Origin of the sequence: Thioclava dalianensis (assembly GCF_000715505.1) — a bacterium.
Taxonomy (GTDB): domain Bacteria; phylum Pseudomonadota; class Alphaproteobacteria; order Rhodobacterales; family Rhodobacteraceae; genus Thioclava; species Thioclava dalianensis.
The window spans coordinates 94,454-109,475 of the sequence record NZ_JHEH01000002.1 but is presented as its reverse complement, the minus strand read 5'-3'; the positions used below and the strand labels follow the sequence as shown (position 1 = coordinate 109,475).

Annotated in this window: 12 protein-coding genes; 10 read left to right on the top strand and 2 right to left on the bottom strand. The window is 64.5% G+C overall.

What is annotated here, in order from left to right; translation table 11 throughout:
• Nucleotides 1-75: 75 nt before the first annotated feature.
• From DL1_RS02195 to DL1_RS02185, 3 genes are read left to right on the top strand one after another with little or no spacing between them, the layout of a single operon-like run.
• Nucleotides 76-1,035 (top strand): ABC transporter permease, encoded by a 960-nt coding sequence (locus DL1_RS02195; RefSeq protein WP_038061820.1) that lies wholly within the window; start codon nucleotides 76-78, stop codon nucleotides 1,033-1,035.
• Nucleotides 1,035-1,889, top strand: coding sequence for an ABC transporter permease (locus DL1_RS02190; RefSeq protein ID WP_051693250.1), 855 nt, complete (start codon nucleotides 1,035-1,037; stop codon nucleotides 1,887-1,889). The genes DL1_RS02195 and DL1_RS02190 overlap by 1 nt, the downstream gene beginning before the upstream one ends.
• A gap of 4 nt (nucleotides 1,890-1,893) precedes the next feature.
• A complete protein-coding gene (locus DL1_RS02185) occupies nucleotides 1,894-3,570 on the top strand; it encodes an ABC transporter ATP-binding protein (RefSeq protein WP_038061818.1) in 1,677 nt (558 codons plus the stop codon).
• An 11-nt stretch (nucleotides 3,571-3,581) separates the two neighbouring features.
• On the opposite strand, the gene DL1_RS02180 is transcribed toward DL1_RS02185, so the two are convergent.
• Nucleotides 3,582-4,079, bottom strand: coding sequence for an Lrp/AsnC family transcriptional regulator (locus DL1_RS02180; RefSeq protein ID WP_038061816.1), 498 nt, complete (start codon nucleotides 4,077-4,079; stop codon nucleotides 3,582-3,584).
• A 158-nt stretch (nucleotides 4,080-4,237) separates the two neighbouring features.
• On the opposite strand from DL1_RS02180, the gene DL1_RS02175 reads away from it, so the two are divergent.
• A complete protein-coding gene (locus tag DL1_RS02175; RefSeq protein WP_038061813.1) occupies nucleotides 4,238-5,566 on the top strand; it encodes an NAD(P)/FAD-dependent oxidoreductase in 1,329 nt (442 codons plus the stop codon).
• A gap of 5 nt (nucleotides 5,567-5,571) precedes the next feature.
• Here DL1_RS02175 and DL1_RS02170 read toward each other — a convergent pair whose 3' ends face one another.
• A complete protein-coding gene (locus tag DL1_RS02170) occupies nucleotides 5,572-6,678 on the bottom strand; it encodes an NAD(P)/FAD-dependent oxidoreductase (RefSeq protein ID WP_038061809.1) in 1,107 nt (368 codons plus the stop codon).
• Nucleotides 6,679-6,777: 99 nt separating this feature from the next.
• Here DL1_RS02170 and DL1_RS02165 point away from each other — a divergent pair, with 99 nt between their 5' ends.
• From DL1_RS02165 to DL1_RS02140, 6 genes are all read left to right on the top strand, one after another.
• Complete coding sequence (locus DL1_RS02165) at nucleotides 6,778-7,659, top strand: LysR family transcriptional regulator (protein ID WP_038061806.1); 882 nt, start codon at nucleotides 6,778-6,780, stop codon at nucleotides 7,657-7,659.
• A 90-nt stretch (nucleotides 7,660-7,749) separates the two neighbouring features.
• Nucleotides 7,750-9,792: a hydantoinase/oxoprolinase family protein gene (locus DL1_RS02160; protein WP_038061803.1), complete on the top strand. Its 2,043-nt coding sequence runs from the start codon at nucleotides 7,750-7,752 to the stop codon at nucleotides 9,790-9,792.
• A 5-nt stretch (nucleotides 9,793-9,797) separates the two neighbouring features.
• The gene (locus DL1_RS02155) at nucleotides 9,798-11,783 is read left to right on the top strand and encodes a hydantoinase B/oxoprolinase family protein (RefSeq protein ID WP_038061800.1); all 1,986 of its coding nucleotides are present in this window, start codon (nucleotides 9,798-9,800) and stop codon (nucleotides 11,781-11,783) included.
• Nucleotides 11,780-12,085, top strand: a complete 306-nt coding sequence (locus DL1_RS02150) for a (2Fe-2S)-binding protein (RefSeq protein WP_038061797.1) — start codon at nucleotides 11,780-11,782, stop codon at nucleotides 12,083-12,085. Before DL1_RS02155 ends, DL1_RS02150 begins: the two co-directional genes overlap by 4 nt.
• Entirely contained in the window at nucleotides 12,085-13,485 is a 1,401-nt protein-coding gene (locus DL1_RS02145) for an FAD/NAD(P)-dependent oxidoreductase (protein ID WP_038061794.1), read from the top strand. Before DL1_RS02150 ends, DL1_RS02145 begins: the two co-directional genes overlap by 1 nt.
• Before the next feature lie 79 nt (nucleotides 13,486-13,564).
• Nucleotides 13,565-15,016, top strand: coding sequence for an aldehyde dehydrogenase family protein (locus DL1_RS02140; RefSeq protein ID WP_038061791.1), 1,452 nt, complete (start codon nucleotides 13,565-13,567; stop codon nucleotides 15,014-15,016).
• Nucleotides 15,017-15,022 lie beyond the last annotated feature (6 nt).

Here is a 15,022-nt window from a genome sequence, read left to right as displayed (position 1 = left end):
AGGCGCAGCCGTACCGAGATCTGGTGCGGCGGTCGCTGGTAGCCCTGCCTTCACCTTCAATCTTTGAGGTGCCTATTGCCCGGATCACTTACGCTTTGGTTTCTCGTCCTGCAACGTCTGGGGATTGCCCTTCTGACCTTGCTGATCGTGTCATTCGCCGTGTTCTTCGCCACCGAGCTTTTGCCTGGCGACGTTGCGCAAATCCTGCTGGGGCAGGCCGCGACGCCTGAAGCCGTGGCGGGGCTGCGACATGCGATGGGTCTCGATGAACCCGCGATCTTGCGCTTCTTCGGCTGGCTGGCGGGGCTCGTGCATGGTGATCTGGGGACGTCTTACGTCAACAAGATGCCCGTCGCACAGCTGATCGGGGACCGTCTCATCAACTCGCTGAAACTGGCAGGCGTGACCACGGTGGTCTCGGTGCCGATCTCGTTGCTGATGGGGATCGCGGCGGCGATGTGGCGCGGCTCGATTTTCGACCGGGTAATCTCGACCCTGACGATTTCTCTGATCTCGGTGCCGGAATTTCTTGTCGCGACCCTGTCGGTGCTCGTGTTCGCGGTCTGGCTGGGCTGGCTGCCAGCACTCAGCTACGGGGCCGATACCAGCTCGTTCACCGCGCTTTTGAAAGCCTATGCGATGCCGGTGATCACATTGTCCTTCGTGATCTCGGCGCAGATGATCCGGATGACCCGCGCCGCCGTGATCGAGACGATCAACACGCCCTATGTCGAGATGGCCTTGCTCAAGGGCGCGTCGCGCCGCCGCATGGTTCTGGGCCACGCGCTGCCCAATGCGCTTGGGCCGATCGCGAATGCGATTGCGCTCTCGCTGAGCTATCTCGTGGGCGGTGTCATCATCGTCGAGACGATTTTCAACTATCCCGGCGTGGCCAAATTGATGGTCGATGCGGTCTCGACCCGGGATTTGCCGCTGATCCAGTCCTGCGCGATGATCTTCTGCGTCAGTTACCTGTCGCTGATCACGCTTGCTGACCTGATCGCCATCCTCTCCAATCCGAGGCTGCGCCATTGATGAAAACCTTATCCAACCCGCTCTTGCTGATCTCTCACGCGCATCACGGCTATGCCTTCAACAAGGTGGGCCGCGCCGGGCTCGCCGTGATAATCTTCTGGGGTTTGATCGCGATTTTCGGACCGCTGATCGAACCCTATCCACCCGGCCAGATCGCATCTTACGACATCTTCACGCCCGTTTCCGCCGAGCATTGGATGGGGCTTGATTACCTGGGTCATGACGTCTTCAGCCGGGTGCTGATGGGCGCGCGCTACACGGTGGGGATCGCGCTGGCCTCGGTCTTTCTCGCCTGTACCGGCGGGGTGATCCTCGGGATGATCGCAGCCGTGGCGGGCGGCCTGTTCGACATGATCCTCTCGCGGCTCCTCGATGCGTTCAACGGCATTCCCTCGCTGCTGTTCGGTCTTGTCGCGGTTGCGGCGGTGGGCTCGTCCATCCCGGTGCTCGTGCTGACTCTCGCGGCGATCTATCTTCCCGGATCGTATCGTTTCGCGCGTGCGCTCGCCGTCAATGTGAACACGATGGATTTCGTGACGGTCGCACGTGCCCGCGGCGAAAAGACCCCCTATCTGATCCTGCGCGAGATCTTTCCGAACATCCTTGGCCCGGTCTTGGCCGATCTCGGGCTGCGGTTTGTCTTTATCGTGCTGGTCCTGTCGGGTCTGTCCTTCCTTGGGCTCGGGGTGCAGCCGCCCAATGCCGATTGGGGCGCGCTGGTGCGCGAGAATGTCGAGGGGCTCAGCCTTGGCGCTCCTGCGATCATTTTCCCCTGTATCGCAATCGCCTCGCTGACAATTTCGGTGAACCTGTTCATCGACAATCTGCCCACCAAAATCCGCGACAGGAGCTGAGCGTATGAAAGAGCTTTCGCAGACAGATCCGCTGGTGCGGGTGCGCGACCTGAAGATCGGCGCGACCACCGATTCCGGTCGCAGCGTCGAGATCATCAAAGGCGTGAGTTTCGATATCGCCCCCGGAGAGATCGTCGCACTGATCGGAGAGAGCGGCTCGGGCAAGACCACGATTGCGCTGTCGATGATGGGGCATGCCCGCACGGGATGCGAAATTCGCGGCGGTGAGATTGAGATCGCAGGCCGCGATGTGGCGCAGATGTCCGAAAGGGCCCGCGCCGCGCTGCGCGGTGTCGATGTCTCCTACGTGCCGCAATCTGCAGCGGCGGCCTTCAACCCCTCCAAACGCATCCTCGATCAGGTGATCGAAATCTCGGCGATCCATAAGCTGATGCCCAAGGCAAAGGCCGAGGCGAAGGCGGTCGAGCTGTTCCGGGCGCTCAAGCTGCCTGATCCCGACACGATCGGCAGCCGCTTTCCTCATCAGGTATCGGGCGGGCAGTTGCAGCGGCTTGCAGCGGCGATGGCGCTGATCGGCGACCCAAAGCTCGTGATCTTCGACGAGCCGACGACCGCGCTTGACGTCACGACCCAGATCGAGGTGCTGCGCGCGTTCCGCTCCGTGATGGAGCTGGGCAATATCGCGGGCATCTATGTCAGCCACGACCTTGCCGTGGTGGCCCAGATCGCGGATCGGATCGTTGTTCTGAAAGGTGGCGAGATCCAAGAAGTCGGCGAGACCCAGATGATCCTCGATGCGCCCGAACATCCCTACACCAAAGAGCTTCTCGCCGCCTTCGAGCCGGTGCGCCACGAAGCCTTGCCGATCTCGGCGCGCGCGGAGAAAACGCCGATCCTCAAAGTGCAGAACCTGTGGGCAGGCTATGGGCCTAAGCGCAATGGCGAACCCATGGCGAAGGTGTTGCGCAACATTGATTTCTCTTTGATGGAAGGGCGCAATCTGGGCGTGATCGGTGAGAGCGGCTCGGGCAAATCGACGCTGGCGCGTGCAATCGCAGGGATCCTGCCTGCCTATCGCGGGGACGTTCTGATTGATGGCCACCAAATGCCGCCGGAGCTGGCCAAGCGGCGCAAGGAGGATTTGCGCCAAACGCAGATCGTGTTTCAGCTGGCCGATACCGCGCTCAATCCCGCCCAGTCGATCGGCGCGATCCTGTCGCGCCCGCTCGCCTTTTATCACGGGATGAAGGGCGCGCAGGCCGAGACGCGGGTGATCGAGTTGCTCGATATGGTCCGACTTCCAGCGACCCTGCGCTATCGGCTTCCCGGTGAACTCTCGGGCGGACAAAAGCAACGCGTCAATCTAGCCCGTGCGCTTGCCGCAGAGCCACGCCTGATCCTGTGCGACGAGATCACCTCGGCGCTGGATACCGTCGTGGGGGCTGCGGTGATCGAGCTGATGAAAGAGCTGCAGCGCGAATTGAAGCTGAGCTACCTGTTTATCAGTCACGATCTCTCGACGGTTGAGGCGATCTGCGATGATGTCTTGGTGATGTATAAGGGCGAGGTCGTTGAACGCATGGCTGCGGATAAGATGGCAAGCGACGCGACCCATCCCTATTCCCGGCTGTTGATTTCGTCCGTCCCGAAGCTCGACCCCGGCTGGCTCGATGGGCTGGAACAAGATCCCGAACTCATCGCCCGCTTTGCCAATCGCTAAGAGGGCGGTGATCAGATCTTGTCGTCAAAGAGCAGGCTGATCGGCAGCGAATTGCGCTCGAACGGGGTCTTCATCACGACGAAGCTGAAGTATTTGTCGATGCCCACGTCTTGGCGATCGATCAGCGCCTCCATGATGGTCTGGTAATCCGAGATCGACGCGCAGACGAATTTCGCCAGATAGTCGTAGCCGCCCGAGACGAGGTGGCATTCGACGCAGCTTTCGGTGCGCTCCAGCGCCTCCTGAAAGCGGGCGAAGTCGATCTGACGGTGATTTTTGAGGGTGAATTCGGTGAACACCGTGAGCGTCTCGCCCAAGCGGGCCACGTTGATCTGGGCCGCATAGCCGGTGATATAGCCCGCCTGTTGCAGCTTTTTGACCCGCATCAGGCAAGGCGAGGGCGACAAGGCGACCTTATCGGCCAGTTCGACATTCGTGATCCGACCGTTGCGTTGCAATTCGGTCAAGATCTTCAGATCGATCCGATCGAGCTTGTAGGCGGTGGTCATTGGCAGGGTTCCCCCAGTCTTCGGACGCTGAATTGAAAAGTCCATTGCATCCGTTGTGTCAATCGCATTCGGAAGGAAATGCTGCGCGGCAGATAAGTTTGGCAGATGCGGTTACGGAGCGGGTGGTAGGCAAGAGAAAACGTGATAACGGAGGCCCTATGCCCGCGCCCTTGATGCATATTGAAACACATTCCACCCTTCCCGCACAGGCCGATTGCGTCGTGATCGGCGGCGGTGTCGTCGGGGTCAGCGCGGCCTATTGGCTTGCGCGGGCCGGGCAGAAGGTCGTGCTGCTGGAAAAAGGACGCATTGGGGCGGAGCAATCCTCGCGCAACTGGGGCTGGTGCCGCCAGCAAAACCGCGATTCCCGCGAATTGCCGCTCTCCACCGAAAGCCTGCGCCTGTGGGAAGAGATGAGCCGCGATATCGGTGAGGATCTGGGCTTTCGCAGATGCGGTCTGCTCTATCTCTCCAATGATGAGGCCGAGATCGAGGGCTGGGCGAAATGGGGCCGTTTCGCGCGCGGCGAGGGGGTCGACACGCGGATGCTGAGCGCCCCCGAGGCAAGTGCACGCGGCGCGGCGACCGGCAAAGGCTGGGCTGGCGGTGTGTGGTCGCCCAGCGACGGCACCGCCGATCCCGCACGCGCCGCGCCGCTGATTGCGAAAGGCGTGATGCAGCATGGCGGCGTGGTCTTGCAAAACTGCGCAGCGCGCGGGCTTGAGCTGGAAGCCGGGCATGTGAGCGCGGTCGTCACCGAGGCCGGTCCGATCCGCACCCGCCAAGTCGTGATGGCCGGGGGCGCGTGGGCCTCGAGCTTCCTGCATCAGCGCGGCATTCGCTTTCCGCAAAGCGCGGTGCGCAGCTCGATCCTGTCGGTCGGGCCGGGCGCGGCGGCAGAGGTGCCACCCGCGTTGCACACCAAAGGGGCCTCCGTGACGCGGCGGACGGACGGGGCGTTCACCATGGCGATCTCGGGGAGCGGGACGCTTGATCTGACGCCCGGCGCGCTCAAAGAGGCACGGCATTTCGCACCGATGGCCCTGAAACGCTGGCGGGTGTTGCGTCCGGGCGGGTTGCAGGCTTGGCGCGCAGGGTTCGAGACGCGCCGTCACTGGGCGCTCGACAAAGAGACCCCGATGGAGCGCGTGCGCATCCTCGACCCTGTCCCCTCGAAGGCGCTGATCGCAAAGACACTGTCTGCGGCGCGCGCGCTGATGCCTGCGCTGCGGGAGTTGCCCGTGCAAGCGACATGGGCGGGCTATATCGACAGCACGCCCGATGGCGTCCCGGTGATCGACAGCGATATCGGCCTGCCGGGCGCCACGCTGGCAGCGGGGCTGTCCGGACATGGCTTCGGGATCGGTCCCGGCGTCGGGCATCTGGTTGCGGATCTGGTGCTGGGCCGCGCGCCACTCACATCGGTCGCGCAATACCGGCTGGCGCGGTTCGAGAAAAGCCAATGGGGCAAGATCGCGGAGTTCTGAGCGCATCACGGACGACTTGCGAAACGGGTTATGCTGAACGGTGCGAGGGGCGTCTCGGAGCGCCCGGTCGCGACCAGCTCGGCCATCGTGTCGCCGACGCCGGGGCCGAGCTGGAAGCCGTGGCCGCAAAAGCCGAAGGCGTGAAACAGACCCGCGGTCGTGCCCGATGCGCCCATGACCGGCAGAGTGTCGGCCAGATAGCCTTCCGCCCCCGACCATTGGCGCAAGATCGCGACATTGCGCAGCTGCGGCAGCAGGCGCACAAGCTGACGCAGTTGCGGTTCAAGCCGTGCGGGATCGACGCGCGCGAACCCGTCTGGCCCGACATCGGTGCGTTTGACGCCGCCGCCAAAGACGATATTGCCGCGCTCGACCTGCCGCAGATAGGCACCATCCGCGCCCCACATCCCGACAACCGGCACGATGCGATGCGGCAGCGGCTCGGTGACGCCCATTTGCGGGCCGTGCACGCTGAGCGGAACATCCTCGCCAAATTGCGCAGCGATTGCCCGCCCGCCGGCGCCTGCACAGTTGATCAGGATCGGCGCGCTGAACTGCCCCTTGTCGCAGGTCACGTGAAAGCCCGAAGGACTGGCCGTGACCGTGGTCGGCCCGGCCCGGTCGGTGATCTCTGCGCCCAGACGCTGTGCGGCTGTGGCAAAAGCCGTGCCCATCAGCCGTGGATTGGCCGAGCCATCCATCGGCGAGAAACTGGCCGCGATGGCATCGGGCCCGAGACCCGGAAACCGACGTCGGATATCGGCGGGGGTCAGCTCGTCAATCTCAAGCCCCCAATTCTGTGCCTCGAACTGAAACTGCCGCATCTGCGCCAGCGCTTCGGTGTCGAAGATCAGCCGCAGATGCCCGGTCGCGCGAAACTCCACGTCGCAGTCCAGAAGGCGGTGCAGCTGGCTCCAGAGCGCGAGCGAGCGATGCGCCAGCGGCATCTGCGGCAGATACCTGCCGGTGCGGCGAATATTGCCAAAAGAGGCCACGGTCGCCCCGGCCCCGATCGCTGCGCGCTCAATGAGGCGCACTCGCAGGCCGCGCCGCGCGAGAAAGAAACTGGTGGCCGATCCCATCAACCCGCCGCCGAGCACGATTGCATCCATTCGCTTACCCTTTTCTTGTGCCTCACCCTTGCAAGCTTGCGCGCAGCCGTCAAAGTCGGGTATCAGCGAGGGTCATAAGTAAAGCCTATGGAGCGCAGGATGCGCGCGCGACAACTCGAAGTTTTCACCGCCGTGATGCGGGCTGGAACCGTGACGGAGGCGGCGCGGATGCTCAACATCTCGCAGCCTGCGCTCAGTCAGGTGCTGCGCCATACCGAAGATGATCTGGGATTTGCCCTGTTCGAGCGCGAGAAGGGGCGGCTGCGCCCGACCCCCGAGGCGCAGGAATTATTCCCAGAGGCGGAGCGCATTTTTGGCGAGCTCGAGGGGTTGCGCCGCAAGACCGCTGATCTGCGTCTGGGGCGGGCAGGGCTCGTGCGCGTGGCCAGCTCCACCCCGCCCGCGATGTCACTGTTGCCGCAGGCTTTGGCGACATTTCGGGCGCGGCATCCCGATATTGCCGTGCGCTCGGGTGTGGCGCCGCTGGCCGCGCTTTTGGTGATGCTGCGCGAGGGCGATGCCTCGCTTGTGCTGGGATTGTCGGATCGTTTCCCGCCCGATATCGACCTCGAGATTTTGGGATATACCGGCTTTTGTTGCCTAATGCCGAAGGACCATCCGCTCTCACGAAAAGATCAGGTCACGATGGAGCAGCTTGAGGGCGAACAGCTAATTTCTTACCGCTCAGCGACCCGGCCTTGGGAAAAGCTCGACCGAGCATGGCGGCGCGCGGGGCTTCAGTTCGCGCCGGAATTGGAGATCGACAGTTCAATCTCGGCGGTGGGCTTCGTGCAGGCCGGGCTGGGTGTTGCGGTCGTCGACGCGCTCTTGCCTTGGGACCAGTTCGACGGCTTGGTCAATCGCCCGCTGGCCCATGGCCCGACCCTGCCGCTTTCGCTTTTGACGCTGAAAGGCAAGACCCTGTCGCGCGCCGAAGAGTTGATGCGGGCGCAAATCCGGGCCTCCTGCACAATCGCATAAGTCGCGCTTATGGCGTGGCGCGTCATCCGACTTGGACCCCGCCGGCTTTCCCTGCTCGATTAGGGCAACGGAAAAGGAAAGGCGCGTGTCATGGACGGAAACCTCCCCGCTGAGGACTGGAAGATCGGTGTCGATATTGGCGGCACATTTATGGACTTCTGCGCGCTCGAAGTGCGTTCGGGCCGCATCGTCTCGCTCAAGGTTCTGACCACGCCGGAGGATCCGGGTGCAGAGTTGGGAGCCGGATTGGATCTTTTGGCCGAGCGCGAGACTCTGGATCCTGCGCTGATCAGCCGCTTCGTGCATGGCACGACAGTTGGCATCAACACGATCATCCAACGCAAGGGCGCGCAGCTTGCGCTGTTCACCAATGCCGGGTTCGAGGATGTGATCGAGCTGGCGCGGCTGCGGATGCCAGACATGTATTCGCTGTTCTGCCATCGCCCCGAACCGCTTGTGCCGCGTGACCGGATCTTTGGGTTGCCTGCCCGGATGCGTGTCGATGGTCAGCGCCGCGATCCGCCCCCCGAAGCCGTGGCCGACGCTGTGGCGCAGGCGCGCGCCGCGGGGGCCGAAGGGATTGTCATCGCGCTGCTGCATGCCTGGCGCGATCCGGGCCAAGAGATCGCGATCCGCGCCCAGATCGAGGCCATCGCGCCAAATCTCTTCGTGTTCACCTCCGCCGAGGTCTGGCCGGTGATCCGCGAATATGAGCGCAGTTCGACCGCTCTCCTCAATGGCTATGTGCATCCGCGTGTGTCGGGCTATCTCGAAGCGCTCGAGGCGCGTCTGGCACTGCGCAACGTGCCCGCCCGCGCGATGCTGACGAAGTCGAATGGCGGTGTGATGACCGCCTCCGAGGGGCGGCGCGACTGCGTGTCGATGCTGCTCTCGGGGACCGCCTCGGGGGTGACGGGGGCTGCTTGGCTTGCGCGGCAGGCGGGCGAAAGCCGCATCCTGACCCTCGATATTGGCGGCACCTCGGCTGATTTCGCCTTGATCATCGATGGCGAAGTGCAGTTCGGCTCGGATGAACTGGTCGGGGAGTTCCCGCTGCATATCCCTTCGGTCTCGGTCAGCTCGATCGGGATCGGCGGCGGCTCTATCGCGAGCGTCGATGCGCAGGGCGTCTTGCGCGTTGGTCCCGAAAGCGCCGGATCGACGCCGGGCCCCGCCTGTTACAGTCGTGGCGGAACCCGCGCGACGGTCACCGATGCGATGGCGGTCTGCGGTTGGCTTGGTCATAGCGAGATGGCCTACGGTCAGCTGCGCATGGATGTCGAGCTGGCGCGCGCGGCGGTCCAAGAGCTGGCTGACCAGCTGGGCCGGAGCGCTGAGGAAACCGCGCAGGCGATCCTCGATATCGCCGTGTCGGAAATGTTCGTCGAGGTCGAGAAACTCTCCTCGCGCGCGGGTGTGGATCTGCGCGAATTCGCGTTGATGCCATTCGGCGGGGGTGGCCCGATGCTGGGCGCCTTCTTGGCGCGCGAGCTCGGCATGCCGCGCGTGATCGCATCGCGTAGGCCCGGCGTCGTCTCGGCACTGGGCGGGCTCGTCGCGGATCTGAAGGGCGATTTCATCCGAACGGTCTTTGCGCCCTTGGAGGCCGCGCGGCTGCCGGACCTCCAGGCACAGTTTCAGGCTCTCTCGCGAGAGGGGCGCGACTGGCTGGCGGCACAGGGCCATAATGGGGCCATCGATCTGCGGCTTTCGGCCGATATGCGCTATTCCGGCCAAAGCTATGAAATCGAGGTCGCAATTGCGCCCGATCACCTCTCGGACCTGCCCGGATTTGCACAGGCTTTCCACGAGACCCATGCGCGGATCTACGATTTCTCCGATCCCGACGGCCAGATCGAGATCGTGAATCTGAGGCTCTCGGCGGTGGGCGCGGGGCAAAAGCCCGAGCTGAGCGAGATCGCAGAGGTCAGCACGGCGGCTCTGCGCCATGTGCCGGTCTATATCGGCGAGTGGCAGGAGATTGCGCTTTATGACCGCGCGTCGCTGCCACCCGGCGCGCAATTCGCGGGGCCCTGCATCGTCTCGCAGGAAGACACGACCTTCGCGATCCCCGCCGGGGCCGTTGCGCAGGTGGACGACAAGCTCAACATCCATCTCAGCCTCGGGGAGTAACCGCCATGTTCGACAAGATGACCCTTCAGGTTCTCGCCAATCACGCGCGCGCGGCCGCGGAAAATATGGCCCATACGCTGCACAGAACCGCGCATTCGGCCTTCGTCAAGGAAACGCAGGATTTCACGCTGCAACTTCTGGATCATGGTGGGGATACCTTTGCCGTGCCGACCGAACTCGGTGCGACGTGGTATCCCGGCCTGACCTATGGTCGCGCGATCGACATGATCGATGACTATCGCCCGGGCGATGTCGGTTTCACCAATGATCCCTATTCGGGGTTTGTGGCGACCCATGCGCCTGATACGCATCTGTGGAAGCCGGTTTTCGCGGGCGACGATATCGTCGCTTGGACCGGTGGGCATATCCACAATACCGATATGGGCGGGGCGGTCCCTGCATCCCTCTCGCGCTCGCTGACCGAGATCCATCAAGAGGGCGTGCGCTTCCCGCCGATGAAACTTGTGAATGAAGGGCAGTTCGATCAGCAAATTCTGCGGATCATGAGCACGAATGTCCGCAAGCCCGATCTGAACATGGGCGACATCAAGGCCCTGGTCGGCGCGCTTGGCACTGGCGAGCGCAAGGTTCATGCGATGATCGAGCGCTTCGGCAAGGCGGGGTTCTTGCAAGGGGTCGCGGCCCTCAAAGAGCAGGCCGAGGCACAGGCCCGCGCGATCCTGCGCGACATTCCCGATGGGGACTATGTCTTTGCCGATTACGCCGATGAGGATAGCGACGAGGCGAACCCGGTCCGCCTCAAGCTGACGTTGAAAATTCGCGACGACGCGGCGGTGCTGGATTTCACCGGTTCGGACCCGCAACTGGCCTCGTCGCTCAATGTGCCCTCGGGCGGCGATCCGCGTCACACGATCCTGCTCGTGGGCGTCTATTACGTGCTCTACACGCTCAACCCGCAGATCTTGCTCAATACCGGGCTGACCCAGCCCTTCACCTGCATCACGCCGGAGGGCAGTGTGCTCAATCCGGTGAGCCCGGCTGCGGTGGGGATGCGCTCCCTGACCTGCGCGCGGCTGCGCTCGGTCATCTTCGGGGCCTTCGCACAGGCGCTTCCCGAACGGATGCCGGCGGCACCTGCTGGCAACAATTGCATCCTCAACGTCATGACCCGCGACGAGCGCACGCAGCGCACGGTGATCGCGGCGGTGAACCCGGTCGTGGGCGGCGGCGGCGGGATGCCGCATCGCGATGGCACCAACGGGTCCGGCGCTGATGCGGCCTATCTCAAGAACACACCGATCGAGATCACCGAGACCGAAGTGCCAGTGGAATTCGTGAAATACGGTCTGGCACAGGATACCGGCGGGGCAGGGCGCTGGCGCGGCGGGCTTGCAACCGAACTGGCCGTCAAGGTCTTCGCGCCTGATAGCCGGATCACCGCGCGCAACCGCGATCGCAGCATCTTCCGGCCTTGGGGCACGCAGGGCGGCAAGGCGGCGGGGCTTGCGGATATGGTGGTCAATCCGGGCACCTCGCGCGAGCGGCGCATGGGCTCGAAAGATACCGCGATCTTGCAACCCGGCGATGTGCTGCAGCTGCGCTCGGCGGGCGGTGGTGGCCGCGGTGATCCGCGGGCGCGCGAGCCTTGGCGCGTGGCGCTGGATGTGCAGCGTGGCTATGTCTCGGCTGAGGCTGCGCTGCGCGATTACGGCGTGGCCTTGGTGGACGGTCAGGTCGATGCGGCACAGACGGATGCCCTGCGCGCCGCCATGCCCGCGCCGTCCGGGGCGTTTTTCGACTACGGCCCCGAGCGCGAGCTTTATGAGCGGCGCTGGACCGATGCGGCCTATGACCGGCTGACCGAGATCCTCGCGACGCTGCCGGTGCATTGGCGCTTTTTCACCAAGACCGAGATCTTCCGCCGGATCGAGGGCAGCGGGGCGACCGCGGTCGATGCCGCGTTCGATGCGACCTGCGAGAGCTTTCCCGATCTGCCGCGCGCTCTGGTCTATCGGGATGCGGCGGAATGAGCGGGCGGTTGGTGCGACTGGCGGAAAAGGCCCGCCCGCCTTTGCCGTTTGAATTCGACGGTGAGGCGCTGACCGGGCTCGAGGGCGACACGGTGCTGACCGCCATTTTGCTGTCGAAAGGCAGCCTGCGCCAAGCCGAGTTCGGCCCCGAGCGCCGCGCCGGGTTCTGCCTGATGGGTGCCTGTCAGGATTGCTGGATCTGGCAAGACGACGGCGCGCGGGTGCAGGCCTGCGCGACGCCGCTGGTCTCGGGGATGCGGCTGCGCTCCGAGCCTGTGGGCTGGCCGGGGGATGAGAGCTGATGTCCCGGGTCTTAATCATCGGCGCGGGGCCTGCAGGCATATGCGCGGCGCAAGCGCTCGTCGCGGCGGGCCTTTCGCCCGTTGTCGTCGATAGCGCCGCGCGCGCGGGCGGACAGATCTATCGCCGCCCGCCCGAGGGGTTCACGCGCCCCGCGACCACGCTTTACGGGTCCGAGGCAGAAAAAGCGCGCAGGCTGCACCGGGACTTCGATGCTCTGGTGGCGCAAAAGAAGATCGCCTATCTCCCGAGCTCCACGGTGATGGCACTGGGGCCCGGCGCGGCGGAGGTCGTGGGCCCCGAGGGGCGTTGCACGCTGAAATTCGACCGGTTGATTCTGGCCTCGGGCGCAACCGATCGGCTGGCACCCGTACCGGGATGGGAGCTGCCCGGTACCTATAGTCTGGGTGCGGCGCAGATCGCGCTCAAGGCGCAGGGCGTGGCATTGGGGCGCAAGATCGTTCTGGCGGGCAGCGGGCCGCTGTTGACCTTGCTTGCCTGCCAGTTGCGCCATGCGGGCGCCGAGGTCGCAGCGATTCTCGATACCGCGCCGATGTCGGGCCAGATCCGGCATGGGCTCGCGATGGCCTGCGCGCGTCCTTGGGTGACCTTGCGCGGCTTGCGGATGCGCCTGTCGCTGGGGCAAAGCTATCACGCTGCTGTGTCGCTTGAGCGGATCGACGGCGATAGCGGCGGTGTGCGCGCGCTGCATTGGCGGGATGGGCGGGGGCGGGCCCATGTCACGGCTTGCGATATGGTGGCGATGGGCTGGCACCTGCGCGCCGACACGATCCTCGCGGATCTCGCGGGCGCATCCTTCGAATGGTCCAGCGATTTTGCGCAATGGCTGCCAAAGCGCGATGCGATGCTGCGCGCGGGGCAGGGGATCTATCTGGCCGGGGATGGTGCGCGCCCGCTTGGGGCGGATGGGGCCGAGCTCTCGGGGCGACTCGCCGCACTCGCCTGTCTGCACGATCTCGAGCTGTCGCAGGACGATCCCGCGCCGCTGCAACGCGCGCTGGCCCGGATGGAGGCCTTTGCGACCGCGATGTCGCGTGCCTTTCCTTGGCCCGCAGAACAGGTGCGGGGGCTGCCCGATCGCGCTGTCATTTGCCGCTGCGAAGGGATCACCGCGCGGGCCTTGCGAGCTTTGGCGCGCGAGGCAGGCGGGGACGCCAATCGCGCGAAGTCGCTGAGCCGCGTCGGGATGGGCCGGTGTCAGGGGCGCTACTGCCAGCTGGCCGGAGCCGAAATTCTGGCGGCCACGACCGGGAGGTCGCCCGCGCAAACGGGGCGGCTGCGCGCCCAATCTCCGGCGCGTCCGGTCACTGTTGGTCAATGGCTTAGGCGCGATCCACGACAAGATCATCTCACCGTCGAGCCGGACGAGGACCGCAGGTAATTTCGCAAGCGCGGCCATTTCAGCAGCATTGATTGCCTGATCCACGCAAGTTTGACGCAAGAGCTTGAAGGAGCACGCAATGCGAGAATTCGACATCCCGCTGCCGAAGGGACATTTCATCGGGGGCACCTATCTCGAAGACACCGAAGTCATCGATGTGATCTCGCCCTCGAGCGGGGCGCGGATCGGGGCGATCCCCTGTGCGGATGCAAGTGTCGTCGATCAGGCGGTGAGCGCTGCGCGCGCGGCGCTGAGCCGCTCGAACTGGGGGGGGCTCGCCCCGCGTGAGCGGCTGCGCGCCCTGCATCGCTGGGCCGATCTGATGGAGGCGGAGGTCGACACGCTTGCCAAGCTGGAGGCGATCTGTTCGTCGCGCCCCTACGCGCAGGCACGGGCCGGCGATGTCATGGTGACGGCCGAGCAGATCCGCTTTTTCGCGGAGTTTGCCGATAAGGAAGGTGGGGTGCTTGTGCCCACCGCCGACACTGCCTTTGGCTACATCGCGGACGAACCCTACGGGGTAATCGGCGCGATTACCCCGTGGAATTTCCCGATCAGTATGGCGGGATGGAAGCTTGGCCCGGCCTTGGCTGCGGGCAATGCGGTGGTGATCAAACCCTCCGAGATGACACCCTACACGACGCTCTATCTGGCAGAGCTGTCGGTGCGCGCAGGTATTCCCGAGGGGTTGATCAACGTCGTGCTGGGCGATGGTCCGGTCACGGGCAATGCGATCACCGGGCATCCCGGCATCGATAAAGTGTCCTTCACCGGATCGACGCGCGCGGGCGGGGCGATCATGGAAAACATCGCGCGCCACGGGATCAAGCCGATGACGCTGGAGCTGGGCGGCAAAAGCCCGATGGTCGTCTTTGCCGATAGCGATCTCGATCTGGTCGCGGAGTGCCTTGAGCGGGGCATCCTGCCCAATGCGGGGCAATTCTGCGTCGCGGGGTCGCGGATCTTGGTTGAGGAAAGCGTCGCGCCGGTTCTGAGCGAAAAGCTCGCCGCGCGGTTTGCCACCCATGTTCCCGCCGATACGATGGCCGCCGAGGCCGGGTTCTCGCCGATCATTTCGGCCAAGCAGATGAACCGGATCGACAGCATCGTGCAGGCGGCCTGCAATGCAGGCGGAGAGCTGATCTGCGGCGGCAGCGCATTCGATCGCGAGGGCAGCTATTATCGCCCGACCCTGATCGGCAATGTGACCGAGACGAGCCCCGCCGTGCGCGAGGAAATCTTCGGCCCGGTCGCGACCTTCCAGACATTCACCACCGAGGATGAGGCGATGGCGCTCGCGGCCCATCCCACCTATGGTCTCGCCGCGGGGCTCTTCACCAAGGATCTGAGCCGGGCGATGCGCCTGACGCGCAGGCTGGAGGCCGGGACCGTGTGGGTGAACCGCTACGGGCGCTCGCGCGATCACATCCTGCCAACCGGGGGGTGGAAAGCCTCGGGGCTTGGCAAGGATCTGGGACGCGAGGCCTACCATGCCAACCGACGCACGAAATCCGTGCTGATCGACCTCTAAGCCTTG